Genomic DNA, 26096 nt, shown 5'->3' with positions numbered 1-26096 from the left:
CTGCTTTCGCAGGGACGACAGTTGCGGCTGATCCCTCAGCGATGCCTACCCCTTCGTAATCCGGTCGATCTCCGTCATCTCCTCCGCGCTCAGCTTCCAGCTGATCGCCTTGACGTTCTGTTCGATCTGCTCGGGGCGGGTGGCGCCGGCGATGACGCTTGCGACTTGCGGGCGGGCGGCGAGCCAGGAGAAGGCGAGCTCGAGCATGGTGTGGCCGCGCTCCCTGGCAAACGCCTGCAGCTTCTCGACGATGTCCTCGTTGCGCGGCGTGACGTAGCGATCCTTCAGGGCCGGCGCCTTGGCGAAGCGGGTATCGGCGGGTGCAGCGGCGCCGCGCTGGTACTTGCCGGTCAACAGGCCGCTGGCGAGCGGGAAGAACGGCAGCAGGCCGAGATTGTATTGCTGCGTCGCGGGCAGCAGGTCCTTCTCGATGTCGCGCACCAGGAGGCTGTATTCGTCCTGGCAGGACACGAAGCGGTTCACGTTCATCTGGCGCGCGACGTACTCGGCTTCGGCGATCCGCCAGGCCGGGAAGTTGGAGTTGCCGATGTAGCGCACCTTGCCCTGGCGCACGAGATCGTCGAGCGCGCGCAGCGTCTCGTCGATCGGGGTGAGCGGATCGTAGTCGTGCTGCTGGTAGAGATCGATATAGTCGGTCTTCAGGCGGGTGAGGCTCGCTTCGACCGCCGACATGATGTAGCGCCGCGAGGCGCCCTGTTTGGTGCCGTCGGTCGCCATCGGCTTGGAGAATTTGGTGGCGAGCACGATGTCCTTGCGGCGGTCGCCCAGCACGGTGCCGAGCACGGTCTCCGAGCCGCCCATGCCGGCATAGATGTCGGCGGTGTCGAACAGGGTGATGCCGAGATCGATCGCCTTGTGGATCACCTTGCGCGAGGTTTCGAGGTCGGTGCGCTGGCCGAAATTGTTGCAGCCGAGGCCGACCGCGGACACGCGCAGCCCGGAGCCGCCGAGATTACGAATTTCCATGAGACAATCCTGTGGGATAGGCGAGGGGTGCCGCGCATTGTGACAAGCATGCCAGGGCCCGGCAAGGTGCCGTCCTACCGCCGATCGCGCATAGCGATGTCGCAAAATGAGATGTCGCAAAAAAAGCGGTCCCGGTCAGACGCGGCGACTGACGGGGACCGCTCGGCGAAGATCTGAGACGGGGGGCCTGATCTTACGCGAGCGGAAGCGTAGCCGGGCTTTGTAACGCGCCGGTGACACCTCTGTTCAATCCACAGGCGCGGGTGCGGGCTCAGAGAATCTTGCGATAGATGACGAAGCCGGGCTTGTCCGCGACCTTGTCATAAAGCTGCATCGCGGTGTGGTTGGTCTCATGCGTCTGCCAGTAGACGCGCGGCGAACCCACGAGCTTGGCCTGCGTGTAGACACCGTTGATCAACGCGCGGCCAACGCCTTTGCCGCGCGCGGTTTCGCTGGTGAACAGATCCTGCAAATAGCAGGTCGGCGCGATCGCCGTGGTCGAGCGGTGAAACAGATAATGCGTCAGCCCGAGCAATCTGCCGCCGGCGTCGGCGACCAGTGCATGCACCGGCTCATAGGCATCGAAGAAACGCTCCCACGTCATCGCGGTGATCTCGGGCGCGAGCGCGGTCGGTCCGGATCGCTCATAGAAGGCATTGTAGCCGTCCCACAGAGGAAGCCACTGGGGGTAGTCGTCGCGCGTGACGAAGCGGATGGTGACGTCGTCGGCCATGGAGATTCCTGGATGATCCTGCGGTTGCGGGCGATGTCTCCGCACCGCCCGCAAGATTCTACCGTCGCTGTCTCGCAGGATCAATTGCGGACGAGGCCGCGCCTCACTCGGCGGCGCGCAGCAGTCGCGCCAGATGGCGCTCGCGCCCGGCGCGCTGCGCCCGGTATTCATCGGCCTTCGCGGGATCGTCGGTGTGCCGCACCAGGTCGGTGACCGGCGTGTAGCTCAGCATGCGGCCGCCATCCGGCAGCGCGGTGCAGCTGAAGCGCAGCACCTGGCCGTCGGCGAGGTTGAGATTGATCGGCGTGGAGTCGCCGGCGCGCATCATCGCGATGCGCTCGGCGATGAATGCGCTCAGCTCGTCTTCCGGCAGTTCATAGGCGCCGGTGTCGCGGCCGTGATACATCAGCGCGACGAACGGCGGCTTGCTGTCGGCCTGCGCATCCGACAGCGCGAAATAGTCGCGGAAGGCACGGTTGATGAATTCGGCGCGGGTGTCGGCGTCGAGCAGCACGATGCCGATGTCGACCTGGTCGAGCGCGGCGGCGAGCCGCTCCGAGGTCGCGTGATGCTGCTGGTCGGCGGCAAAGGCGTCGATCCATTTCTGCCGCAGCATCCCGGTGATCACGGCGGTGCCGGCCGCGGTCGCCGCCAGCATCAGCATCCGCACGACGTCGGCGGTGTCGTAACCGGGCAGCGCGCGATGATCGAGGAAGAACAGCGCCGAGGCGGCCACGGCGATCGCGGCGGAGATCAGCCCGGAGGCGATGCCGCTGATCGAGCTCGCAAGCGCCACGATGCAGACGAACAGCGGCGCAGGATTGGGGACGGCGACCACGAGGCGATCGATCAGGAAGGCGGCGGATGCCGTGATCGCCGTCAGGGCCGGACCTGAAATGGCACGCCAGTCGAACCGCATGCGCGTTCTCGCTGTCTGTCAAACGAACGATAAAGCCGCAGTTTGACGACAGGGCCGCAACGGCGCCGGCATTTCCGTGACGACCGTTAAGCGGGCGTTGCGAGGGCCGAACCAGCTTTCGCTGCTTTCAAATCAAATGATATGCAGATCGGCGCGGAACCCGGTTCCGTGCCTGCGGGTTACCGCGTGCTTTGCTTGCAAGAGGACAATCGATGCCCGCCATTTCGCCTTCGCTGCTGCCGATCCTGATGCTGTTCGCCTCGAACGTCTTCATGACCTTCGCTTGGTACGGCCATCTCAAGTTCAAGGATCATTCGCTCCCCATCGTCATCCTGGTGAGCTGGGGCATCGCCTTCTTCGAATACTGGCTGGCGGTGCCGGCCAACCGCTGGGGCAGCGCGGTCTACTCGGCGGCGCAGCTCAAGACCATGCAGGAGGTGATCACGCTGGTCGTGTTCGCCGCCTTCTCGGTGTTGTACCTGAAGGAGCCGCTGGGCTGGAATCACGCGCTCGGATTTGCGTTCATCGCCGCCGGCGCGTTTCTGATCTTCCACAAATGGGGCTAGCGCATTTGCGTTCGGGACGGCGCTAGTGGTGCGGGGCCGGCTTGGCGGCGGGCGTCGTGACATGCGCGGGGCGTGCGTGGTCTTCGCCTTGCGTGCCGGTCACGATCAGAAGCGATGCCGCCAGCAGGATCGCCGCCGACAGCGTCACGGTCACAAGTCCGACGGGGGTCTTCATCATGTCGCGCCGCTGTCTCTCCCGCGCCTTGCCGCGGATCAGGTGCCAACCGGAAATTGCTTGATTACGCCGGGATCGCCGTTGCCATGGTGACGTTGCTCGACAGCACGGTCACGGCGACGACCAGGCACAGCGTCAGCGCGCCAAGCGCGAGCGACGCTGCGATCGCGTTCGTCAGCCGGGATGATGCCACCGGGGCAGGGCGGCCATCGAAGCCTGCCGTGCCGGACCACCGTTTCATGGTCTAAATCCCTCAGGCCGCGAACGAATCACTCGCGACATCCGCGCGAATCTGCCGGTTGTCACCGGCAACATTGCGGCGGTGGCGCCGTCCAAAAATGGCTAAAATGCGGCGGTGGCGCAGGTTTTGCCCGCTATTTAGGCAGTTTCCCCGTTATTCTCTGGATTCACAACCGGCCGTTCAGACGCCGGCCGCGAGCCGGGGCTCAGGCTCGGCCTCGGTACCAGGCTGCCAGTCCATCGAGACAAATCCGGGGGTCTGCTCGACCCGTTTCAGCCAGGCGCGGATCGACGGAAAGGTCGCCAGGTCGAAGTCGCAGCGGTCGGCGACGTGGGTGTAGCCGTAGAGCGCGATGTCGGCGACGGTGAGCTGTCCGGCGGCGAAATAGGTGTGTTCCTTGAGGTGATTTTCCATCACCTGCAGCGCCGCATAGCCGCGCTCCATCCAGTCCTCCAGCGCGTGCGTCTGCAGGTCGCGTCCGCCCTTGACCAGCGACAGCCAGAAATAGGCGGCGCCGATGTTCGGCTCCAGCGCGTGCTGCTCGAAGAACATCCACTGCAGCGCCTCGGCGCGCTCGATCCGCGACTCCGGCGCCAGCGGCGTGCCGATCGCGACGTACCAGAGGATGGCATTGGACTCGGCGAGATGGCGGCCTTCGGCGACCTCGAGCAACGGCACCTGGCCGCTCGGATTCTTCGCCAGGAATTCCGGGGTGCGGCTCTCGCCGCGCAGGATGTCGATCTCGATCGCCTCGTACGGCGTGTTCAGCACGGCAAGCGCCAGCCGGACCTTGTAGCTGTTGCCGGAGCGCTGCATCGAATAGAGCTTGTACATTGCGTCGGTGTTCACTCGGGTCAGGGAGACGGTACGCTCGAATTGCGCGGCCTGTCACACCGCAACGCCGCTAAACAATGATGCCGACGGGTGTGCGTCGCAAGCCCTGCAGTGTGGAAAAAGTCGAAACGTCTACCGCACTGCACGCGTGCAGAACGATTCCATCAACACGGCAGAACAACTCGGATCACGCCTGCGCGACGCTCTGCACGGTGCCGGTCGATGCCAAGTTGATACCAAGGTCGCGACCATGGCCTGCGCTGCAACTCACAAACCTTAACGCGGCATCCTTGGCGGCACGACGCGCCGGTCTGCGTTGACGGCCCGCCGCTAGCGCTGTCAGGCAGGTGCCGCGCGGCATTGTCCTCGGAGCAATCCGCGCCGGCGCATGCCGCCGAAGGCCCTGCCGGCAAGGCCAGAGCTGTGGTCGCCGGGCTTGCCGGATATGAGTCATCCGGCGCCGGAACTTGCGGAAAATTGCGCGTGCGGCGAGCCATGCGCGAAAGTTTTCGTGCTTTACCGCCAAGCTTCTTGCGGTGCAGCGGCGACAGGCCTAGGGTGCCGCGATCCCATTCAAATCAAGTCGTGGCCCAACGGCTCACGACGTTTGCCAGGAGATGATAATGGCCTTCCTGTCCGCTGCGCTCGACCGTGTGAAGCCGTCCGCGACGATCGCGGTCACGGACAAAGCACGCGCGCTGAAAGCCGCGGGCCGCAACGTCATCGGCCTCGGCGCCGGCGAGCCTGACTTCGATACGCCCGCCAACATCAAGCTGGCAGCGATCCACGCGATCGAGGCCGGCAAGACCAAGTACACCGATGTCGGCGGCATTCCGGAGCTCAAGGAAGCCATCATCAACAAGTTCGCGCGCGAGAACGGCCTGACCTACAAGCCGAACCAGGTCATCGTCGGCACCGGCGGCAAGCAGGTGCTCTACAACGCGCTGATGGCGACCATCAATCCGGGCGACGAGGTGATCATCCCGGCGCCGTACTGGGTCAGCTATCCCGAGATGGTGGCGCTCGCCGGCGGCGAGTCGGTGCCGGTGGTTTGCCCGGCCTCGACCGGCTTCAAGCTGCGTCCGGAAGATCTCGAGAAGGCGATCACGCCGAAGACCAAGTGGGTGATCCTGTGCTCGCCCTCGAACCCGACCGGCTCGGCCTATACGAAGACCGAACTCAAGGCGATCACCGACGTGCTGGTCAGGCATCCGCATGTCTGGGTGATGACCGACGACATGTACGAGCACCTCGTCTATGACGACTTCGTCTTCACCACGGCGGCGCAGGTCGAGCCGAGCCTGTACGATCGCACGCTGACCGTGAACGGCGTGTCGAAGGCCTACTGCATGACCGGCTGGCGCATCGGCTATGCCGGCGGCCCGGCGCAGCTGATCAAGGCGATGGCGACGATCCAGTCGCAGTCGACCTCGAACCCGTCGTCGATCGCGCAGTGGGCTTCGGTCGAGGCGCTCAACGGTCCGCAGGACTTCATCGCCGCGAACAACAAGGTGTTCAAGGAACGTCGCGACCTCGTGGTGTCGATGCTCAACCAGGCGAGCGGCATCGAATGCCCGCGGCCGGAAGGCGCGTTCTACGTCTATCCGTCCTGCGCTGGCACGATCGGCAAGAAGGCGCCGTCGGGCAAGCTGATCGACAACGACGAGGCGTTCGTCACCGAATTGCTCGAGAGCGAAGGCGTCGCCGTGGTGCAGGGATCGGCGTTCGGGCTCGGACCCGCGTTCCGCATCTCCTACGCCACCAAGACCTCCGATCTCGAGGATGCCTGCAAGCGCATCCAGCGCTTCTGCGGTAATCTGCGGTAGTTCGATCCGAACCTGAAAAACGCTCCCGCACCTGGTGCGGGAGCGTTTTTGTTTGTGTGCTGAAATCGCGCGCCGGTAGATTCGACGAGTCAAATCACATCCTGCTCACCTCACGCGCGTGTGTGCGAACATCGATGCCACACGCGGGAAGTTTTTACGGCGTCTTTGCGCACTGCCTTGTTTTGGACACGAGCCTTCCTTCCTGTCCGCCGCGCAAATTCAGTTCACCTTGCGGAGACAGTTCAATGCGACTTTCGACCCTCACCCTTGCAGCGCTTGCGTTGCTGGCGCCGTTCGCCACCGCCAACGCGGCGCCTCAGGTTCAAGCCGGGGTCCTGCAATGCCAGGGCGGCGAGAATGTCGGCTTCGTTGTCGGCTCTGTCGCGCGCCTCGAATGCGTGTTCCAGAGCGGCGGCCGTCGGCCCGAGCCCTATGTTGCGACCGTGAAGCGGATCGGCGTCGACCTCGGCGTCACCGCGACGACCCAGCTCGCCTGGGCCGTGAGCGCGCCGACCACCCAGCTTCCGCGCGGTGCGCTGGCCGGCAGCTACGGCGGCGTCGGCGTCAACGCCTCGGTCGGCCTCGGTGCCGGCGGTAACTTCCTGTTCGGCGGCCCGAACAACGCCTATGCGCTGCAGCCGGTCAGCGTGCAGGGCCAGACCGGCCTCAACGTCGCGGCCGGCATCGCCGGGATCGATCTCGAGCCGGTCGCCTACGGCGGTCCGCGTCGTCATCATCGTCACCACCGTCATCATCACCACCATTAAGTTGGTTGGTGTCTCATCAAAGAGGCCCGCGAAAGCGGGCCTTTTTTTTGTCTGTTGTTTGCTGTCCGTTGCTCGACCGCATCGGCAGGCCGGGAGGAACATAGCAGCGCCGCAACATCTCCTGACAATCGGTGGCCGAGCACCGCAATTCTGGCTGGACATTCGATGTTGTGGCATAGGATGCGGACGGCGCCGCAGACACGGCGCCGTTCTGTTCTCTGCTCGCGTCATGCCTCTCAGCCGGAGACTCCCCAACATGCGTCGCTTCACTCTCCTCGCCGGTGCTGCCATTGCCACGCTGACCGCAATCGTTGGCGCCAGCGCCCAACAGCCGATCCAGCGCGTGCAGGTCGGCGTCCTGGAATGCCGCGGTGGTGCGAGCGTCGGCTTCATCGTCGGTTCCGTGACCCATCTCGGTTGCGTGCTGCGCGCCAATGGTCTGCCTGAGGATCGCTACATCGCGACCATCCAGAAGGTCGGCATCGATCTCGGCATCACCCAGGAATCGGCGCTGGCCTGGGGCGTCTACGCACCGGTGGAGCGGCTCGGGCCGGGTGCGCTCTCCGGCAACTACGCCGGCGCGCAGGGCAGCGCGACGCTCGGTGTCGGCGTCGGCGGCAACGTGCTGGTCGGCGGCTCCGACAACACGATCGCCCTGCAGCCGCTCAGCGTGCAGGGCCAGGTCGGCATCAACATCGCCGCCGGCCTCGAGAGCCTGGAGCTGCGTCCGGGCCGCTAACGCGCGCCCTTGCGGTTGATCAGCTTGCCGAAGAAGCCGCTCGCTTCTTCGGCAACGATCGCGGGCGCCTCGGCGTGAACATAGTGCCCGGTCTCGACGAACCTGATCGAAGGTTCGCTCCAATAGTCTCCCAGCCTGTCCGACCATTCGGGCGCGATCAACGGATCGCGACGGCCCCAGAGAAATCGCGAGGGCACGTCGATGCGCGGCTGCGCCGGCAGTTTGCCTTCCAGCCAGCGCCGGCGATTGGGCGCGGACGAGAGATACCAGTCGAAGCCGCCCTGGATGTTGCCCGGCTTCATGAAGTTGTCGACATAGGCTTCCAGCAGATCGCTGAACACGGCGGGATCGTCGCCCGACCAGTGGTCGAGGAAATGTCGGAAGTAGAGCCGGCATGACTCGCGCGAGCTTCCGACCAGGCGCGCGGCCCATGGCAGCTGCTGGAAGTATTGATACCAGACCTCGATCAGGTGGCCGGGCTGGCCGTAGCGGTGGCCGAGGCCCGGATAGGGCGTGCAGAGATAGAGCGTGCCGGTCAGCCGCTGCGGCTGTCGATGCGACATCGCCTGCATGACATAGGCGCCGAGATCGCCGCCGATCACGCCGAAGCTGATATGACCGAGCGCGTCCATGACGGCAAACATATCCAGCGCGTGGCGCTCCGCGGTGGCGGACGCATCGGGCCCCGGTGTCGGCTTGCCGGTGTCGCCGCAGCCGCGCAAGTCGGGCGCGATCAGTTCAAAGCTGTCGCCGAGGCGCAGCATCAGCGGGCGCCACACCAGCCAGAACTCCGGCCAGCCGTGAAGCAGGAGCAGCGGCGGCCCTTTGCCGAAGCGCGCGACATTGACGCGCAGACCGTCGATATCGATCTTCTGTTGTGTGATGCCTGCCGCGGCTGCATCCGCGAAGGCTTTTTCCAGCGCCGTCATGGGGACTCCCTGTGGTTTGCCGCAGGCTGTCCGCGTTCGCGCATCCGGTCCAATACTCGTTCGATACGGTTGCAGAGCTATTGCGTATGACTGACGGCACCCGCCGCCGTGCTATACCGCCGGCATGGAATTGCGACATCTCAGATATTTCGTGGCGCTCGGCGAGGAATTGAACTTCACCCGCGCGGCCGAGCGACTGCACATCGCGCAACCGCCGCTGAGCCAGCAGATCCGTCAGCTTGAGGACGAACTCGGCGTGACGTTGTTGCAGCGGAATAGCCGTCCTGTCAGGCTCACCGAGGCGGGCGAGCTGTTGCTTGCGCGCGCCCGCTCGCTGCTCGCAAATTTCGAGGCCGCGGTCGCGGACACACGGCGCGTCGGGCGCGGCCAGGCCGGCAAGCTCGCGATCGGATTCGTCGGCTCCGCGATGTTCGCCGGTCTGCCCGATCTCATCGGCAGCTATCGCGACGCCTGTCCCGACGTCGAGCTCGTGCTCGACGAGATGCTGGCGGCCGAGATTGCCGAAGCGCTGCGGCGACGCCGGATCGATGTCGGCTTCGCACGCCCCGCGCTATTGCCGGAGGCGGGACTTGCCCAGCGCCTGATCCTGGAAGAGCCCTATGTCGCGGCGTTGCCGCGCGCGCATCCGCTTGCCGAGAGGGACGACATCGCGCTCGCCGAATTGTCCGACGATGCCTTCGTGCTGTATCCCGCGCGGCCGGAGCCGTCCGTCACCGGCCTGATCGTCGCCGCGTGCCGGGCCGCCGGCTTCACGCCGCGGCTCGCACAGGAGGTGCTGCATCTGCAAACCGCGATTGGCCTGATCGCCGCCGGCGTCGGTGTGTCGCTCGTTCCGGAGGCCGCGGCGCGCGCACAGGCCGGTCGCGGCGTGGCGTATGTCCGCTTGGCCGCGCCGGCGGTGACGGCTCCGCTCACGATTGCGTGGCGCGATGAAGATGTCTCGCCCGCCGTGCAGCGTCTGCTCGACCTTGCGACACGCTTGCGCGAGATTGCTCCGGGACTTGCGCGAAGGAACTGACGCAGCGGCCGCAATTGTCCGGACGATGGCTCGGGATCGCAAACTTACGCGACGCCGCACCGCAGCGACGTTTTCCCGCTTGCCAAATGTCAAACGCAGGCAGAGCATAAACGGTCGCCGACCCAATCATGGGCCGAGCTCCAAAACGAGGAGGCGGCAATGGGACAAGACGTCAGAAGTCCCCGAGGTCCACGGTGCATCGCATTGGTGGGCCCTTTCCAAAGCGGTAAAACCACACTTCTGGAAGCGATCCTGGCGCGCACTGGCGCCATTAAGAATGCCGGCAGCGTCGATGCCGGAACCTCCGTCGGCGATGCCAGCCCCGAGGCGCGTCAGCACAAGATGGGCGTAGGCCTGACCGCCGCCACCACCACCTTTATGGGGGACAGCTACACCTTTATCGATTGTCCCGGTTCGATCGAATTCGCGCACGATATGCGTGCAGCGTTGCCGGCGGTCGATGCCGCGGTCGTGGTCTGCGAAGCCGACGAGAAGAAACTGCCGCAGCTGCAGATCATCCTGCGCGAGCTCGAGGAGCTCGGAATTCCCCGTTTTCTATTCCTGAACAAGATCGACCGCGCCAACAAGCGCGTCCGCGAGACGCTTGCGACGCTGCAGCCGGCCTCGCGCGTGCCGCTGGTGCTGCGCCAGATCCCGATCTGGAACGGCGATCTGATCGAAGGCTTTGTCGATCTCGCGCTGGAGCGCGCCTTCGTCTATCGCGAGCACAAGCCGTCGGAGGTGATGGCACTCGAGGGCGGCAATCTCGATCGCGAGAAGGAAGCGCGCTTCTCGATGCTGGAGAAGCTTGCCGATCATGACGACGCGCTGATGGAGCAGTTGCTGGAGGATATTCAGCCGCCGCGCGATGCCGTGTTCGACGATCTCGCCCGCGAACTGCGCGAAGGGCTGATCTGTCCGGTGCTGCTCGGCGCCGCGAGCCGCGAGAACGGCGTGCTGCGTCTGATGAAGGCGCTGCGCCATGAGGCGCCCGGCGTTGCCGAGACCGCCGGCCGGCTCGGCATCAAGGATCAGAAGGATGCGCTGGCCTACGTGTTCAAGACCGTGCACTTGCAGCACGGCGGCAAGCTGTCGCTGGCGCGCGTGCTTGCGGGCCGGCTCGACGATGGCATGACGCTGCAATCCTCAAGCGGCGAGAGCGGGCGGGTCTCCGGCATCCTCGCGGTCTCGGGCGCGCATGACAGCAAGCGGCCACAGGCCGAGGCCGGCGACACTGTCGCGCTCGGCAAGCTCGATGCGATCAAGACCGGCGATACGGTCTCGAGCGGCAAGACGGCGCCGGCATCGCTGGTCAAGGTCGAGCCGGCCGCGGCCGTGCTGTCGATCTCGATTGCCGCGACCGACCGCAAGGACGACGTCAAGCTCGGCCAGGCGCTGCTGCGGCTGAACGAGGAAGATCCCTCGCTGACGATGATCCAGAACCCGCGCACCCACGACACCGTGCTGTGGGGGCAGGGCGAGATGCATCTTCGCGTGGCGCAGGAGCGGCTGAAGGACCGCTACGGCGTCAACGTCAAATCGCATCCGCCGGCGATCGGCTACCAGGAAACCATCCGCAAGGCCATTACCCAGCGCGGCCGGCACAAGAAGCAGTCCGGCGGCCACGGCCAGTTCGGTGATGTCGTGCTCGACATCAAGCCGAAGCCGCGTGGTTCTGGCTTCGAATTCCACGAGAAGGTGGTCGGCGGCGCGGTGCCGCGCAACTATATCGGCGCGGTGGAAGAGGGCGTCGTCGACGCGCTGGCGCGTGGCCCGCTCGGCTTTCCCGTGATCGACGTCGACGTCACGCTGACCGACGGCTCCTATCACAGCGTCGATTCCTCCGACCTTGCGTTCCGTACCGCGGCGCGGATCGGGGTCAGCGAGGGGTTGCCGCAGTGCCAGCCGGTGCTGCTGGAGCCGATCCATATGGTCGAGATCGTCTGTCCGAACGAAGCGACCGCCAAGATCAACGCGATCCTGTCGGCGCGCCGCGGCCAGATCCTCGGCTTCGACACCCGTGAGGGCTGGAGCGGCTGGGATTGCGTCCGCGCCACGATGCCGGAATCCGAGATCGGCGACCTGATCGTCGAGCTGCGCTCCGCCACCGCCGGCGCCGGCACCTTCACCCGCCAGTTCGACCGCATGGCCGAAGTGACGGGCCGGGCCGCCGACCAGATCATCGCCGCGCATCGCGACGCGGCGTGATCCAATTGTCATTCCGGAGCGCTCGCGCCCGCGAGCGAATCCGGAATCTCGAGAGTCCCCAATGCGCAATTGCGCATTGGGATTCGATGCTGTCGCATCGCCCGCAATGACGGGGAGACTGCTTCGCTCCCTTCCTTCCCAAGCCGACTGCTTTCATGAACATTGTTGTTCTGAACACCGGGAGCGATTCCCACCGTCATGCTTGAATCCCGCCGTAACCTGGCGCTGGCCTGCGCGCTCAGCGCGCTGGCCGGCTATGTCGACGGCATCGGCTATCTGCATCTCGGCGGGCTGTTCGTCTCCTTCATGAGCGGCAACTCGACGCGGCTCGGCGTGACGCTGGCCGAGGGGCACTGGCAGCGCGCTCTGGAAGCGCTGGAGCTGATCGTGCTGTTCGTCGCCGGCGCGGCAGCCGGCAGCCTGATCGTGCTCAGCGCGCTGACGCATCGCCAGCCCCTGCTCCTGCTCGTCGAGGCTTGGCTGTTGACGGCGGCGGCGGTGGCCTATGCCTATGGCCTGCCGAGCGCCGCGGTCGCCGCCATCGTGCTGGCGATGGGGCTCGAGAACGCGGTATTCCAGCTCGAAGGCGGCGCCGGGCTCGGCCTCACCTACGTCACCGGGGCGCTGGTGAAGGCCGGCCAGCTGATCGCCGGCGCGCTCACCGGCGGCGCGGGCTGGGCCTGGCTGCCGAACCTGCTGCTGTGGGCGGCGCTGGTCGCGGGCGCGCTCGCCGGCGCGATGGCCTATGGCTGGATCAACCTCGCCGCGATCTGGTTCGCCGCAGCCGCCGCGTTCGCCCTCAGCGCGCTGGTTGCCGCAACCGCGAAGCGGACGGATTGACAGCGCCGCTGCCTTGGCCGATGTCACGGCCATGACATCTCAAGGCAAAACCCGCGCCGCGTGCCTGATCGGCTGGCCCGCCGCGCATTCCCGCTCGCCGCTGATCCATCATTACTGGCTGCGCACGCTCGGCATCGAGGGCGGCTATGTGATCGAGGCGGTGCCGCCGGAGGATTTCAAGGATTTCCTGTTCCGCCTGTCGCTGCGCGGCTTCGTCGGCGCCAACGTCACCATTCCGCACAAGGAGCGCGCGCTGGCGCTGTCGGCACCGGACGAGCGCGCCCGTGCCGTCGGCGCCGCCAACACGCTGTGGTTCGCCGATGGCGAGTTGCGCTCGACCAACACCGATGTGGAAGGCTTCATCAACAATCTCGACGCCTGCGCGCCGGACTGGGACAAGACCGAAGACGCGCTGGTGCTCGGCGCCGGCGGCGCGGCGCGTGCGGTGGTGTTCGGCCTGATCGAGCGCGGCATCGCGCGCGTGCATCTGGTCAACCGCAGCATCGATCGCGCCCGCGCGCTGGCCGGGCAATTCGGCACGCGGGTTCATCCCGCGACCTGGGACAAGGTTGATGAGCTGCTGCCGCGCGCCGGCCTGCTGGTGAATACCACCTCGCTCGGCATGCATGGTCAGCCCGCGCTCGAGGTCGATGTCGGTCTGCTGCCGCAGGGCGCGGTTGTCTGCGACCTCGTCTATGTGCCGCTGGTGACGCCGCTGCTTGCGGCGGCAGAGGCGCGTGGTCTGAAGACAGCTGATGGACTAGGCATGCTGCTGCATCAGGCGGTGCGCGGTTTCGAGTTGTGGTTCGGGCGGCGTCCGCACGTCACGCCGGAACTGCGCGCGCTGGTTGAGGCCGATCTCACAAAGACTTGAGGCCTGGAATAGCATCTCCGGAACGGGGTCTGGTGTTAGTCCCCCCGCGTTCCCTCCCGGAGATCAGTTATGCCTGCCAGCCGTTCCCATCTCATTCGGCCGTTCATCGCGCTCGCGATGGTGACGGTGTCCACGCTCTACGCGCTCGCTCAGCAGCCGCCGACGCCGACGCGGGTGCGTGGAACCGTCGAGAGCGTCGACGGCGATACGCTCGCGGTGAAGTCGCGCAGCGGCGAGGACGTCAAGCTGCACATGGCAGGCAATCTGGTGGTGCTCGGTCTCACCAAGGTCGCGCTGTCCGACATCAAGGTCGGTTCCTTCATCGGCACGACCACCGTGCCCGGCCCCGACGGCACGCCGAAGGCGGTCGAGGTGCATGTCTTCCCGGAGAACATGCGCGGCACCGGCGAAGGGTCGCGGCCCTACGATCTGAAGCCGAACAGCAGCATGACCAATGCGACCGTTGCGCAATCCGTCGTCAGCAATGACGGTCACACATTGCTGGTCAAATACAAGGACGGCGAGAAGAAGGTGGAGGTCGCACCCGATACGCCGGTCGTGACTTATGTTCCCGGCGACAGAGCGGACCTGAAGGCCGGCGCCAAGGTGATCGCCTTCATGAAGAAACTGCCGGACGGCTCGCTTGAAACCGATCGCGTCAGCGTCGGCCGCGACGGCCTCACGCCGCCGATGTGAGGCTGAACAGGCTCCGCTGTCGTCCCTGCGAAAGCAGGGACCCATAACCACAGGGTTGAGCTGTTGAAGCGCGCTGTCGCCTCGGCGCTGCGAAACGACGGCCGGTGGTTATGGGTCTCGGGTCGCGTTTCGCTTGCCCGGGACGACGAAGATTGCGTAGCCCGGATGGAGCGCAGCGCAATCCGGGGCCAATCTATCCACGAGGAAAGACCCGGATTACGCTTCGCTTCATCCGGGCTACGATAATAGCGCCGGCGGCTAAACCGCCAGCACGTGATCGTCGATCTCGGCGATGGTGTTGACGCCGCACAGCCCCATCGTGGTGGTGAGCTCCTTGCCCAGGATATCGATCGCCTTGGCGACGCCTTCCTGGCCGCCGGCGCCGAGGCCGTAGGCATAGGCGCGGCCGATCATGCAGGACTTCGCGCCGAGCGCCAGCGCCCGCATGACGTCCATGCCGGTGCGGATGCCGCCGTCGAACATGATCTCGAGCTTCGAGCCGACCTCATCGACGATCTCTGGCAGCACCTCGATCGAGGACGGCGCGCCGTCGAGCTGGCGGCCGCCATGGTTGGAGACCACGATCGCCTGCGCGCCGGTCTTGGCGGCAAGCTCGGCATCCTCGACATCGAGAATCCCTTTGAGGATCAGCTTGCCCGGCCAGATGCTGCGGATCCAGTCGATGTCCTTCCAGTTCAGCGAGGTGTCGAACTGCGAGGCGGTCCATTCCGACAGTTTCGTCAGGTCCTCGGTGCCTTTGACGTGGCCGGCAATGTTGCCGAAGGTGCGGCGCTTGCCTTGCAGCACGCCTGACACCCAGGCGGGCTTGGTCGCGAAGTCGATCAGCTTCGACAGCGTCCATTCCGGCGGCACCGTCATGCCGTTCTTGATGTCCTGGTGGCGCTGGCCGATCACCTGCAGGTCGACGGTCAGCACCAGCGCCGAGCATTTCGCGGCGATCGCGCGCTCGATCAGCGATTTGATGAAGCCGCGGTCCTTCATGACGTAGAGCTGGAACCAGAACGGTTTGTCGACGGCGGCCGCGATGTCCTCGATCGAGCAGATCGACATCGTGCTCTGGGTGAAGGGAATGCCGGCCGCCTGGGCGGCGCGGCAGGCGTAGATCTCGCCGTCGCCATGCTGCATGCCGAGCAGGCCGACCGGCGCCAGGATCAGCGGCATCGCCGCCGGCTCGCCGAGGATCGTGGTCGCCAGGGTGCGCTTGGACACATCGACCAGGATGCGCTGGCGGAACTTGATCTGCTGCAGATCTTCCGAATTCGCGCGCAGCGTGTCCTCGGTGTAGGAGCCGCGGTCCGCATAATCGAAAAACGCCTTCGGCACCCGGCGCTTGTGCAGCTGGCGCAGATCTTCGATGCAGGTAATGTGCTTCATGGACGGTCCCGGCCCTTCTTCTGTCGCAAGTTCGATGTCGCGAGCCTTGTTTTAGGCAGCAAAGTCTTGCGGGTGTTCGATCTTGTCGTCATCTAGCATGGATGGGTTGCCTGCCAAATCGAAGACGGATGGGAGAGCGCGATGACCCAATCAGGCTCCAAGCCGAAAGCAGACGAGAACGCCGAGAAGCGCCGGCTCGACGAGGCCCTGGAGGAGGGGCTGGAGGAGACGTTTCCCGGTTCCGACCCCGTCAATGTCACCCAGCCGGCCCCCAGCAAGGGCGACCAGCACGTCAAGCGCAACGGCAAAGGGTAGGGGACAGGGTTCGTTCCCGAGGTTGCCGAGAGAGCGATAATGTTATATCTTTCAGTGCGTTAATGTCGAAGCACGGGGTTTGGCCCCGGTAATGATTCATCATATTTTTTGAAGTCATTTTAGTGCCTGGCAGTCTATAAGGCCGATGCACGCTAGACTGGCAGGCGTTCGGGACTCTCTCGCCGGGTGGTTCGAGAGGTCCGTGTTGGGGGTTACATGAGCCGCAAATATTTCGGGACCGATGGAATTCGGGGCCGCGCCAATGGACTGATCACGCCGGAGCTCGCGCTCAAGGTGGGGCAGGCCGCGGGATTGGTGTTTCAGCGTGGCGACCATCGCCATCGCGTCGTGATCGGCAAGGACACGCGGCTGTCCGGCTATATGATCGAATACGCCATGGTCGCGGGTTTCACGTCGGTCGGTATGGACGTGCTGCTGGTCGGCCCGATGCCGACCCCGGCGATCGCGATGCTCACCAAGTCGATGCGCGCCGATCTCGGCGTCATGATCTCGGCGTCGCATAATCTTTTCGAGGACAACGGCATCAAGCTGTTCGGCCCGCAAGGCTTCAAGCTGTCCGACGATGTCGAGAAGCAGATCGAGCAGCTGCTCGACGAATCGCTCGACCGCCGCCTGGCGCAGAGCGCGAGCCTCGGCCGCGCCCGCCGCATCGACGGCGTCCATGACCGCTACATCGAATTCGCCAAGCGCACGCTGCCGCGCGATCTCTCGCTCGACGGCCTGCGCGTCGTGGTCGATTGCGCCAACGGCGCCGCCTACAAGGTGGTGCCGGAAGCGCTGTGGGAGCTCGGCGCCGACGTGGTGCCGATCGGGGTCGAACCCGACGGCTTCAACATCAACAAGGAATGCGGATCCACCTCGCCGGAAGCGCTGTCGCGGAAGGTGCGCGAGATGCGCGCCGACATCGGCATCGCGCTCGACGGCGATGCCGATCGCGTCATCCTGGTCGACGAGCGCGGCCATATCGTCGACGGTGACCAGCTGCTTGCGGTGATCGCGCAGAGCTGGAAGGAAGAAGGGCGCCTCGCCAAGCCCGGCATCGTCACGACCGTGATGTCCAATCTCGGGCTGGAGCGCTTCCTGCAGGGTCTCGGGCTGCAGATGGTCCGCACGCCGGTCGGCGACCGCTATGTGCTCGAGCAGATGCTGAGCGGCGGCTACAATCTCGGCGGCGAGCCGTCGGGCCATATCATCATGTCGGACTATTCGACGACCGGCGACGGTTTCGTCGCGGCGCTGCAGGTGCTGGCCGTGGTGCAGAAGCTGCGCCGCCCGGTGTCGGAGATCTGCCGGCGTTTCGATCCATTGCCGCAAATCCTGAAGAACGTGCGCTATCGCAGCGGCAAGCCGCTCGACGACGCCGAGGTCAAATCCGCGATCACCGACGGCGAGAAGCGCCTCAACGGCCATGGCCGTCTCTTGATCCGTCCCTCCGGCACCGAGCCGGTGATCCGCGTGATGGGCGAAGGCGACGATCGCATCCTGGTGGAAGAGGTCGTCGACAACATCGTCAGCGCACTCGGCCACGCCGCCGCGGCTTAAGCTCCGTCTGGCCTCGTCAGCTCGTGATCCGTCATCCTGAGGAGCGCGCCCTTGCGCGCGTCTTGAAGGATGCACGGCCCGTTGTCGCAATGTGGCGAGCGCCGGGCCGTCGACGCTTCGAGACGCGCGGAGCCCGTCATCGGGCCGCGCTTTGCGCGGACCCGTTGGCGCTCCTCAGGGTGACGGGGATAGAGTTTGGCCGCCGGCTGGCCACACAGCGCATCGCTGCCATCGGCTGACGCAACTGGTTTGCCTCACCTCCGCGTCGTACGACACGGAGGTATTTTTGCGAATCTGTCCGGGAATGCTGCATTGAACAAACCCGTCGTGAGCAAACAGGCGCTGGGCGAGCCGGTGCCGGTGCCGGAGCTGACGGCCGCGAAGGCCGCCGCCGCTGCGGGGCCGGCCTATGTCGTGCTTGCCGGCATCAGCTTCTCGCACTTCCTCAACGACACGATGCAGTCGCTGATCGCCTCGGTCTATCCGATCCTGAAGGACAATTACGCGCTCGACTTCGCGCAGATCGGCATGATCACGCTGGCGTTCCAGTTCACGGCGTCGCTGCTGCAGCCGCTGGTCGGGCATTTCACCGACAAGAAGGCGCAGCCGTTCTCGCTTGCGATCGGCATGGGCTTCACCTTCTTCGGTCTGTTGCTGCTCAGCGTTGCGCACAGCTATGGGGTCATCCTGATCGCGGCTTCGCTGGTCGGCCTCGGCTCCGCGGTGTTCCACCCGGAATCGTCGCGCATCGCGCGGCTGGCGTCAGGCGGACGTTACGGTTTCGCGCAATCGGTGTTCCAGCTCGGCGGCAGTTTCGGCACCTCGATGGGACCGGTGCTCGCAGCACTGATCGTGGTGCCGTTCGGCCAGCCCTCGATCGCCTGGTTCTCCTCGATCGCGTTCCTTGCCATCGTGATCCTCTGGCGCATCGGCGTCTGGTACAAGCCGCAGATATCGGGCAAGAAGGCGGTCGCCATCGCGCGGCATCCCGACCATCCGGATCAGCGGCGCGTGAGGATCGCGCTCATCGTGCTGGTCGCGCTGCTGTTCTCCAAGCAGCTCTATGTCTCGAGCCTGTCGAGCTATTACATCTTCTATCTGATCGATCGGTTCGGCGTCTCGACGCGGGCGGCGCAGCTCTATCTGTTCGTCTTCCTTGCCGCCAATGCGGCGGGGGCGTTCATCGGCGGCCCGCTCGGCGACCGCTTCGGCCGCAAATACGTGATCTGGTTCTCGATCCTCGGCGCGCTGCCGTTCACGCTGGCGCTGCCCTATGCCGGCTTGTTCGCAAGCGCCGTGCTGACGGTCGTGATCGGTTTGATCATCTCGTCGGCAACGTCGGCGATCATCGTGTTCGCGCAGGAATTGATGCCGCATCGCTTCGGCATGATCTCCGGCGTGTTCTTCGGCGTCGCGTTCGGGATCGGCGGTCTCGGCGCCGCCGTGCTCGGCAAGCTCGCCGACCACACCTCGATCGCCTTCGTCTATCAGCTGTGCGCCTTCCTGCCGGCGATCGGCCTGCTCGCGGTGTTCCTGCCGAAGATGCCGCAGGCCGTGCGCTGAACGCCCGGCCGCAGACGCGACGCTCGTATTAAGGATTCGCTAACACACGCGGCTCGCGTGCCCTGCGAACGGCGCGCATGCGTCAATGCTTCATTAGCACTTGTGGCGAGATCGCGATGTTTCGCTGTCTCCTGCGCCATTTTAATGGACCTATCAGCGAAGCCGCAGAAAAAGGTGAGAGAAAATCAACCTTAAAAATTAGGGTTAAGTGCCGCTTAAACATTTCCTGCCATCGTCCGGCCGTGAGTTTCAGACGTGGGGCTTTCGTGTCGCCTCACTTGGCCCAAAAGGACGAAGCCAATGCGTAGCGTAAAGACCCTGATTGCCGCCGGTGCGGCATCTCTGTTGTCCTCGGCGACGTTCGCCGCCGACATGCCCATCATGCCGCCACCTCCGATGGCGTATGCTCCTCCGCCGGTCCAGGATTTCGGCGGCTGGTACCTGCGCGGCGACATCGGCATGACCAGCAGCAAAGGCAGGCTGCACGTCAACGCGTATGACACGCTGCCCGCCGGCGCGCTCACCCAGGTTGGCCATGGCTTCGACGGCGGCACGCTCTACGGCATCGGCGTCGGCTATCAGTTCAACAGCTGGTTCCGCGCCGACATCACCGGTGAGTACCGCTCGAAGGTGAGCTTCAACGGCACCGACTTCGTGACCTTTCCCACCAACTCGATCGCCGATGCCTATCATGGCGGTTTCCAGAGCTGGGTCGGCCTCGTGAACGTCTACGCCGATCTCGGCACCTGGTGGTGCTTGACGCCGTTCATCGGCGCCGGTGTCGGTGCCGCGACGATCAAGACCTCGGCCTTCTCCGACGTCACCACGTTCCCGGGAGCGTCCGGTTTCACCGGTTCCTTCGCCGCCGACGGCGCGACCAAGACCAACCTCGCCTGGGCAGTGCATGCCGGTGTCGCCTACAAGGTCACCAACAACTTCACGGTCGAATTGGCTTACCGCTATCTCGACATGGGCACCGCGGGGCAGGGCAACGGTCGCTCGTTCGACGGCAGCAATGCTGGTCCGTCGTCGTTCCAGTTCCGGGATATCACGTCGCAGGACGTCAAGCTCGGCGTGCGCTTCGCCCTGCCTTGCTGCGACGTGCCGCCGCCGCCTCCGCCGCCGCCGCTGATCCGCAAGGGTTAATTTCAAGCCTCCACGGTTAACGATTGAAACGGCGCGGGACCATCCCGCGCCGTTTTTCTTTGCCGCGTCATGTCGCCAACTTCTGCAACTTGCGTGCTCGAAAACCGGCGGCGACAACGATTGGTTAAGGTTAACAGGCGATGATCAACGCGAAATCGGTGCGGTGGATGGAGCGTTGCAATGCGTAGGTTGGTGCTGGCGGCGATGATGATTGGAACGGTGACCGGCGCACAGGCTGCCGATCTGCCGGACTTTCCGATCCTGCGCGGCGGCTTCAGCGACGCGCCCAGCGCACCGGTTAACTGGCGCGGCTTCTACATCGGCGGGCAGGGCGGCTACGGCTCTTCCGATGAGAATTTCAGCGGCACGAACACCAGCCTGCTCGCAGGCTTGCTGGATCACAATGTCATCCAGCAGATGGACGTCGCGAACTGGAATCTCGGCCTCGGCAAGGCATCCCAGCGCTCCTCGGCGTGGGGCGGCTTCGCCGGTTACAACTGGCAATACGACGACGTCGTTGTCGGCATTGACGCGAGCTACATGCACGGAAAGTTCGGCGGCGCTTCCGTCGCCAGCAAGGAACTGGTGAGCGGGAATGCGCTCACCGACGGCAATTTCCATGACGTGCGGGTCGATTCGTCGGCGTCGATCCGGATCAACGACATGGCGACGATCCGCGGCCGCGCCGCCTATGCCTGGGGCTGCTTCCTGCCCTACATCTTCGGAGGCGTCGCGTTTGGCAATGCCGATATCTCGCGCTCCGTCACCGTCAACGACGCGGTCAGCACCAGCCAACTGGGGCCATTCACGCAGCTCGCACCACTGACCGCATCGGATGTTCAGCATAATCATCTGGTGTATGGCTACACCGGCGGTCTCGGTTTCGACGTCAATATCACGGGCGGGCTGTTCATGCGCGCCGAGTGGGAATATGTCCGCTTCACGTCCACCGTCGATACCAGCATCAATACCGTGCGCGCCGGTCTCGGTTACAAGTTCTGAGGCAAAGCCGCCCAACTTGACAGCCCATGGCGTGACTGGTCGGATATCGCTCCGCAAGCGGAGCAATCTCACATGAAAATCTACGGCGACGCCAATTCAGGCAACTGCCTGAAGGTGAAATGGGTGTGCGACAGGCTGGCGCTGCCGTACACATGGGTCGAGATCGACACCATGAAGGGCCGCAGCCGGACCGCGGAATTCCTCAAGCGAAACGGCTGGGGCCAGGTACCGACGGTGGAGCTGGATGACGGCCGCACGCTCGCGCAATCCAACGCCATCATTCGCTATCTCGCGCGCGGCAGCGACCTGATCCCGAGCGATCCCTATCGCGCGGCGCAAATGGACGCCTGGATGTTCTGGGAGCAGAACAGCCACGAGCCTTATGTGGCGGTCTGCCGCTTTCAGGCCGTGTATCTCGGCAAGGCCATCTCGGAGATCGATCCGAACCTCGTCAAGCGCGGCTATGTCGCGCTCGATCATCTGGAGCGGCATCTGGCGGGCACGCAATTCCTGGTCGGAGATGCGTTCTCGCTCGCCGACGTCTCGCTGCTCGCTTATACCCGTGTCGCGGAGGATGGCGGCCTCGAACTCGCGCGCTATCCCGTGATCCGTCGCTGGATCGCCGACGCCGAGCGCGTGCTCGCGCTGCCGCCGGTCCGCTGACCTCAGGTGAATGCCGCCATGACCGAAGCTTCATCCATCACGATCCGCCGCGCCCGCCGCGAAGACGTCGCCGCCATTGTCGGCATGCTTGCGGACGATCCGCTCGGCAGTGCGCGCGAGCGGATCGAGGATCCGCTGCCGCAAATTTATTACGAGGCCTTCGCGCGGGTCGAACGCGATCCCAACCTGCAACTCGTCGTCGCCGTCGACGGAGAGGGCGTCGTCGTCGGCTGTCTGCAGCTTGCGGTTCTGCCGGGCATCAGCTCGCAGGGCGGCTCGCGCGGCCTGCTCGAGGACGTTCGCGTCGCAAAGCATTGCCGCAGCCGCGGCATCGGCGAGAAGCTCGTGCAGTGGGCAGTCACGGAAGCGCACGCGAGAGGCTGCATGCTCGTCGAATTGCTGACGCATCAGACGCGGGTCGATGCGCAGCGCTTCTATGAACGGCTTGGGTTCGCACGCAGCCATGTCGGGATGGCGATTCGTTTCTGAAACGCGCGCGGGAAAGTTGTGCCATCTACCGGGCAATGCCTGCGGCAGCCGTTGCTCTGCGATCCGGTTAACAGGCGATAAACTAAGCTGGCCTCCGTGATTTTACGGGTCGGAACGAGTCCGCTATGTCGGGCGTCTCCCACGGGGCGCGGGCAACTGGGGATTCGGATGTCGGATTATTCGATCGTGCGGGTCGGCAACGAGTACATCGTGCAGGCCGGCGAGAAGAGCATTTTGAAAGTATCGAGCCGGCGCAGGGCGGTTAAGATCATGACTCTGGCGGCAGATTTGCTCGATCAGGAGACGATCCAGCAGGTCGAGGACGCCCCATCAATCAGCCGTGATGCCCGGATTGTTCCAGACGAGTCCGAACTTTCTTGACGTTTGGGTACCTTTCCACTATCCCCGACCGCGGGAAACCTCTCCCCACCGAGAGGCAGCTATCTGGAAGGGTAGATTATGACTGCAGCGAAGCCCGCTTCGCGGCCCGAAGTGCCGCATTTTTCCTCCGGCCCCTGTGCCAAGCGCCCCGGCTGGAACCCCAACAATCTCAAGGACGCCGCCCTCGGCCGCTCGCATCGTGCGAAAGTCGGCAAGGCCAAGCTCAAGCTCGCGATCGAACTGACGCGCGAGGTGCTTGAGGTGCCTGCCGATTACAAGATCGGCATCGTGCCGGCGTCGGATACCGGCGCAGTCGAGATGGCGCTGTGGTCGCTGCTCGGCGCGCGGCCCGTCACCACGCTCGCCTGGGAATCCTTCGGCGAGGGCTGGGTCAGCGATATCGTCAAGGAATTGAAGCTGAAGGACGTCACCAAGCTCAACGCGGCTTATGGTGAAATCCCCGATCTCTCCAAGGTCGATCCGAAGTCGGATATCGTCTTCACCTGGAACGGCACCACCTCGGGTGTGCGCGTGCCGAACGCTGACTGGATCAGCGCGGATCGCGAAGGCCTGACGATTTGCGACGCGACCTCGGCCGCCTTCGCGCAACCGCTGGATTTCGCCAAGCTCGATGTCGTCACCTTCTCCTGGCAGAAGGCGCTTGGCGGTGAAGCCGCGCACGGCATGCTGATCCTGTCGCCGCGCGCGGTGGAACGGCTCGAGACCTACAAGCCGGCCTGGCCGCTGCCGAAGATCTTCCGCCTCACCAAGGGCGGCAAGCTCAATCAGGGCATCTTCGAGGGCGAGACCATCAACACGCCGTCGATGCTCTGCGTCGAGGACTATCTCGATGCGTTGAACTGGGCGAAGTCGATCGGCGGCCTGAAGTCGCTGATCGCCCGCGCCGATGCCAACACCAAGGCGCTCGCCGACTGGAAGGCGCGGACGCCCTGGATCGACTTCCTGGCCAGGGATCCGGCGATCCGCTCCAACACCTCGGTGTGCCTGAAGTTCACCGATCCCGCGATCACCTCGCTTCCATCAGACGCACAGGCCGACTTCTGCAAGAAGCTGGTCGCGCTGGTGGAGAAGGAGAGCGCCGGCTTCGACTTCGCGTACTACCGCGACGCGCCGGCCGGTTTGCGGATCTGGTGCGGCGCCACCGTCGAGGCAAAGGATGTCGAGTTGCTGACGCAGTGGATCGACTGGGCCTTCGCCGAGACCAAGGCAGCGTTGCCCAAGGCGGCTTAAGTTTTCTCTTGTCACCTCTCCCCGGTCTTACGGGGAGAGGTCGGATCGCGCAGCGATCCGGGTGAGGGGCCATCTCGGCTTGTTCCTCGCCCGTGGCTGCCCCTCACCCCAACCCTCTCTCCGCAAGAGCGGGGAGAGGGAGAAGTGATCAGAGACTTCACCACATCGGTCCAGGAGACCCGCCCGCCGCAGGGCAAAGGAACAATCGAGATGACAAAACCCAAAGTTCTGATTTCCGACGCGCTGTCTCCCGCCGCCGTGCAGATCTTCAAGGATCGCGGCGTCGAGGTCGACTTCCAGCCCAACCTCGGCAAGGACAAGGAAAAGCTCGCCGAGATCATCGGCAATTACGACGGCCTCGCGATCCGCTCGGCCACCAAGGCGACCGCCAAGCTCATCGAGAAGGCGACCAGGCTGAAGGTGATCGGCCGCGCCGGCATCGGCGTCGACAATGTCGAGATTCCGGCCGCGACCGCCAAGGGCATCATCGTGATGAACACGCCGTTCGGCAATTCGATCACGACCGCCGAGCATGCCATCACCCTGATGCTGGCGCTGGCGCGCGAGATCCCGCAGGCCGACGCCTCGACCCAGGCCGGCAAGTGGGAGAAGAACCGCTTCATGGGCGTCGAGATCACCGCCAAGACCCTCGGCGTGATCGGCTGCGGCAATATCGGCACGATCGTCGCCGACCGCGCGCTCGGCCTGCGCATGAAAGTGATCGCGTTCGATCCGTTCCTGTCGCCGGAGCGCGCCAAGGACATCGGCGTCGAGAAAGTCGAGCTCGACGATCTCTTGAAGCGCGCCGACTTCATCACGCTGCACACGCCGCTGACCGAGAAGACCCGCAACGTGATCGATGCGGCCGCGATCGCCAAGATGAAGAAGGGCGTGCGCATCATCAACTGCGCGCGCGGCGGCCTGGTCGACGAGCAGGCGCTGGTCGACGCGCTGAATTCCAAGCACGTTGCGGGCGCCGCCTTCGACGTGTTCGTCGAGGAGCCGGCGACCTCGAACGTGCTGTTCGGTCATCCCAACGTGATCTGCACCCCGCATCTCGGCGCCTCCACCACCGAAGCGCAGGAAAACGTCGCGCTGCAGGTCGCCGAGCAGATGTCGGACTATCTGTTGTCGGGCGCGATTTCCAATGCGGTCAACTTTCCCTCGATCACCGCGGAAGAGGCGCCGAAGCTGAAGCCGTTCATCGAGCTCGCCGAAAAACTCGGCTCGTTCGCCGGCCAGCTCACCGAGAGCGGCATCCTCAAGACTGAGATCACCTATGAGGGCCACGTCGCCGAGATGAAGATCAAGGCGATCACCTCGGCGGTGCTGTCGGGCCTGCTGCGGCCTATGCTGGGCGAGGTCAACGTGGTCTCGGCGCCGGTCGTCGCCAAGGAGCGTGGCATGGTGGTGGACGAGGTCGTCCGCGCCGCGCAGAGCGACTATGAAAGCCTGATCACGGTCACCGTCACCACCGAACGCCAGGAGCGTTCGGTGTCCGGCACCGTCTACGCCGACGGCAAGCCGCGCCTCGTCGACATCAAGGGCATCCGCGTCGACGCCGAGTTCGGCAAGTCGATGATCTACGTGACCAACGAGGACAAGCCGGGCTTCATCGGCGCGTTCGCGAGCCTCTTGGGTGATGCGAAAATCAATATCGCAACCTTCCATCTCGGCCGCGTCAAGCAAGGCGGCGACGCCATTGCGCTGGTCGAGGTCGACGGCGCGGTGCCGGCGGAGCTGCTCGCCAAGGTACAGACGCTGCCGCAGGTGAAGCAGGCCAAGGCACTGACGTTCTGAGCCGCTGACGTTTTAAAGGCGCTGGCGTTTCAAACGCTGTTTGAGCGGTCCTCGTCATCGCCCGGAACACCCGGGGCATGACGGAGGAAAGATACCGCTCAAGCAGTCCATATTCCGATCTGCGGAACATGACGCCGTCTCCGGTCGCGGAGGCG

The 26096-nt window shown here is 64.8% G+C and carries 27 protein-coding genes; 19 read left to right on the top strand and 8 right to left on the bottom strand.

Going from position 1 to position 26096, the window contains the following annotated elements:
* Positions 1-45: 45 nt before the first annotated feature.
* The 3 genes from ACE10X_RS37450 to ACE10X_RS37440 all read right to left on the bottom strand — a co-directional run bounded on the left by ACE10X_RS37450 (position 46) and on the right by ACE10X_RS37440 (position 2639).
* Complete coding sequence (locus ACE10X_RS37450; RefSeq protein WP_375763633.1) at positions 46-987, bottom strand: aldo/keto reductase; 942 nt, start codon at positions 985-987, stop codon at positions 46-48.
* A gap of 271 nt (positions 988-1258) precedes the next feature.
* Positions 1259-1720: a GNAT family N-acetyltransferase gene (locus ACE10X_RS37445; RefSeq protein WP_038382213.1), complete on the bottom strand. Its 462-nt coding sequence runs from the start codon at positions 1718-1720 to the stop codon at positions 1259-1261.
* 103 nt (positions 1721-1823) lie between these two features.
* A complete protein-coding gene (locus ACE10X_RS37440; RefSeq protein ID WP_038382214.1) occupies positions 1824-2639 on the bottom strand; it encodes a PAS-domain containing protein in 816 nt (271 codons plus the stop codon).
* Between the two features lie 212 nt (positions 2640-2851).
* Here ACE10X_RS37440 and ACE10X_RS37435 point away from each other — a divergent pair, with 212 nt between their 5' ends.
* Positions 2852-3205: a DMT family protein gene (locus ACE10X_RS37435; RefSeq protein ID WP_028336063.1), complete on the top strand. Its 354-nt coding sequence runs from the start codon at positions 2852-2854 to the stop codon at positions 3203-3205.
* Between the two features lie 22 nt (positions 3206-3227).
* On the opposite strand, the gene ACE10X_RS37430 is transcribed toward ACE10X_RS37435, so the two are convergent.
* The 3 genes from ACE10X_RS37430 to ACE10X_RS37420 all read right to left on the bottom strand — a co-directional run bounded on the left by ACE10X_RS37430 (position 3228) and on the right by ACE10X_RS37420 (position 4455).
* The gene (locus ACE10X_RS37430) at positions 3228-3383 is read right to left on the bottom strand and encodes a hypothetical protein (RefSeq protein ID WP_162832398.1); all 156 of its coding nucleotides are present in this window, start codon (positions 3381-3383) and stop codon (positions 3228-3230) included.
* 61 nt (positions 3384-3444) lie between these two features.
* Positions 3445-3621, bottom strand: a complete 177-nt coding sequence (locus ACE10X_RS37425; protein WP_016846694.1) for a hypothetical protein — start codon at positions 3619-3621, stop codon at positions 3445-3447.
* 180 nt (positions 3622-3801) lie between these two features.
* Positions 3802-4455: a glutathione S-transferase family protein gene (locus ACE10X_RS37420; RefSeq protein ID WP_028336064.1), complete on the bottom strand. Its 654-nt coding sequence runs from the start codon at positions 4453-4455 to the stop codon at positions 3802-3804.
* 623 nt (positions 4456-5078) lie between these two features.
* Between ACE10X_RS37420 and ACE10X_RS37415 the strand changes: the two genes are divergently transcribed.
* The 3 genes from ACE10X_RS37415 to ACE10X_RS37405 all read left to right on the top strand — a co-directional run bounded on the left by ACE10X_RS37415 (position 5079) and on the right by ACE10X_RS37405 (position 7787).
* A complete protein-coding gene (locus tag ACE10X_RS37415) occupies positions 5079-6281 on the top strand; it encodes a pyridoxal phosphate-dependent aminotransferase (protein ID WP_038382215.1) in 1203 nt (400 codons plus the stop codon).
* 245 nt (positions 6282-6526) lie between these two features.
* Positions 6527-7048 (top strand): DUF992 domain-containing protein, encoded by a 522-nt coding sequence (locus ACE10X_RS37410; RefSeq protein WP_057015953.1) that lies wholly within the window; start codon positions 6527-6529, stop codon positions 7046-7048.
* Positions 7049-7304: 256 nt separating this feature from the next.
* On the top strand, positions 7305-7787 hold the full coding sequence (locus tag ACE10X_RS37405; protein WP_028336066.1) for a DUF992 domain-containing protein: 483 nt from the start codon (positions 7305-7307) through the stop codon (positions 7785-7787).
* Here the strand turns inward: ACE10X_RS37405 and ACE10X_RS37400 are convergent.
* Positions 7784-8716: an alpha/beta fold hydrolase gene (locus ACE10X_RS37400; RefSeq protein ID WP_051002654.1), complete on the bottom strand. Its 933-nt coding sequence runs from the start codon at positions 8714-8716 to the stop codon at positions 7784-7786. The two genes, ACE10X_RS37405 and ACE10X_RS37400, sit on opposite strands and share 4 nt — an antisense overlap.
* A gap of 124 nt (positions 8717-8840) precedes the next feature.
* Between ACE10X_RS37400 and ACE10X_RS37395 the strand changes: the two genes are divergently transcribed.
* The 5 genes from ACE10X_RS37395 (at position 8841) to ACE10X_RS37375 (ending at position 14373) form a co-directional block, all read left to right on the top strand.
* Positions 8841-9755: a LysR substrate-binding domain-containing protein gene (locus tag ACE10X_RS37395; protein ID WP_038382217.1), complete on the top strand. Its 915-nt coding sequence runs from the start codon at positions 8841-8843 to the stop codon at positions 9753-9755.
* Positions 9756-9914: 159 nt separating this feature from the next.
* On the top strand, positions 9915-11963 hold the full coding sequence (locus tag ACE10X_RS37390; RefSeq protein ID WP_038382218.1) for an elongation factor G: 2049 nt from the start codon (positions 9915-9917) through the stop codon (positions 11961-11963).
* A 198-nt stretch (positions 11964-12161) separates the two neighbouring features.
* On the top strand, positions 12162-12803 hold the full coding sequence (locus tag ACE10X_RS37385) for a YoaK family protein (protein ID WP_375763632.1): 642 nt from the start codon (positions 12162-12164) through the stop codon (positions 12801-12803).
* 31 nt (positions 12804-12834) lie between these two features.
* On the top strand, positions 12835-13677 hold the full coding sequence (locus tag ACE10X_RS37380) for a shikimate dehydrogenase (protein ID WP_038382239.1): 843 nt from the start codon (positions 12835-12837) through the stop codon (positions 13675-13677).
* A 117-nt stretch (positions 13678-13794) separates the two neighbouring features.
* A complete protein-coding gene (locus tag ACE10X_RS37375; RefSeq protein ID WP_162136624.1) occupies positions 13795-14373 on the top strand; it encodes a hypothetical protein in 579 nt (192 codons plus the stop codon).
* A 258-nt stretch (positions 14374-14631) separates the two neighbouring features.
* Here the strand turns inward: ACE10X_RS37375 and ACE10X_RS37370 are convergent, their stop codons facing one another.
* On the bottom strand, positions 14632-15768 hold the full coding sequence (locus ACE10X_RS37370; protein WP_038382221.1) for an alpha-hydroxy acid oxidase: 1137 nt from the start codon (positions 15766-15768) through the stop codon (positions 14632-14634).
* Positions 15769-15909: 141 nt separating this feature from the next.
* On the opposite strand from ACE10X_RS37370, the gene ACE10X_RS37365 reads away from it, so the two are divergent.
* From ACE10X_RS37365 to serA, 10 genes are all read left to right on the top strand, one after another.
* Positions 15910-16083, top strand: a complete 174-nt coding sequence (locus tag ACE10X_RS37365) for a hypothetical protein (protein ID WP_162832399.1) — start codon at positions 15910-15912, stop codon at positions 16081-16083.
* 216 nt (positions 16084-16299) lie between these two features.
* Positions 16300-17646 (top strand): phosphoglucosamine mutase, encoded by a 1347-nt coding sequence (gene glmM, locus ACE10X_RS37360; protein ID WP_016846677.1) that lies wholly within the window; start codon positions 16300-16302, stop codon positions 17644-17646.
* 312 nt (positions 17647-17958) lie between these two features.
* Positions 17959-19209 (top strand): MFS transporter, encoded by a 1251-nt coding sequence (locus ACE10X_RS37355; RefSeq protein ID WP_038382222.1) that lies wholly within the window; start codon positions 17959-17961, stop codon positions 19207-19209.
* A gap of 300 nt (positions 19210-19509) precedes the next feature.
* Positions 19510-20355, top strand: coding sequence for an outer membrane protein (locus ACE10X_RS37350; protein ID WP_028340552.1), 846 nt, complete (start codon positions 19510-19512; stop codon positions 20353-20355).
* Between the two features lie 180 nt (positions 20356-20535).
* Positions 20536-21357, top strand: coding sequence for an outer membrane protein (locus ACE10X_RS37345; protein WP_193375391.1), 822 nt, complete (start codon positions 20536-20538; stop codon positions 21355-21357).
* Between the two features lie 72 nt (positions 21358-21429).
* On the top strand, positions 21430-22020 hold the full coding sequence (locus ACE10X_RS37340) for a glutathione S-transferase family protein (RefSeq protein ID WP_038382224.1): 591 nt from the start codon (positions 21430-21432) through the stop codon (positions 22018-22020).
* Positions 22021-22038: 18 nt separating this feature from the next.
* Positions 22039-22509, top strand: coding sequence for a GNAT family N-acetyltransferase (locus ACE10X_RS37335; RefSeq protein WP_375763631.1), 471 nt, complete (start codon positions 22039-22041; stop codon positions 22507-22509).
* 168 nt (positions 22510-22677) lie between these two features.
* Positions 22678-22890, top strand: coding sequence for a hypothetical protein (locus ACE10X_RS37330; RefSeq protein WP_028340548.1), 213 nt, complete (start codon positions 22678-22680; stop codon positions 22888-22890).
* 78 nt (positions 22891-22968) lie between these two features.
* On the top strand, positions 22969-24141 hold the full coding sequence (locus ACE10X_RS37325; RefSeq protein ID WP_375763630.1) for a phosphoserine transaminase: 1173 nt from the start codon (positions 22969-22971) through the stop codon (positions 24139-24141).
* Between the two features lie 210 nt (positions 24142-24351).
* Positions 24352-25941, top strand: coding sequence for a phosphoglycerate dehydrogenase (serA, locus tag ACE10X_RS37320; RefSeq protein WP_028333510.1), 1590 nt, complete (start codon positions 24352-24354; stop codon positions 25939-25941).
* Positions 25942-26096: the final 155 nt, after the last annotated feature.

This window comes from Bradyrhizobium sp. Pha-3 (assembly GCF_042258325.1).
In the GTDB taxonomy this organism is placed as follows: domain Bacteria; phylum Pseudomonadota; class Alphaproteobacteria; order Rhizobiales; family Xanthobacteraceae; genus Bradyrhizobium; species Bradyrhizobium elkanii.
This window is presented reverse-complemented; position numbering and strand designations above follow the sequence as displayed.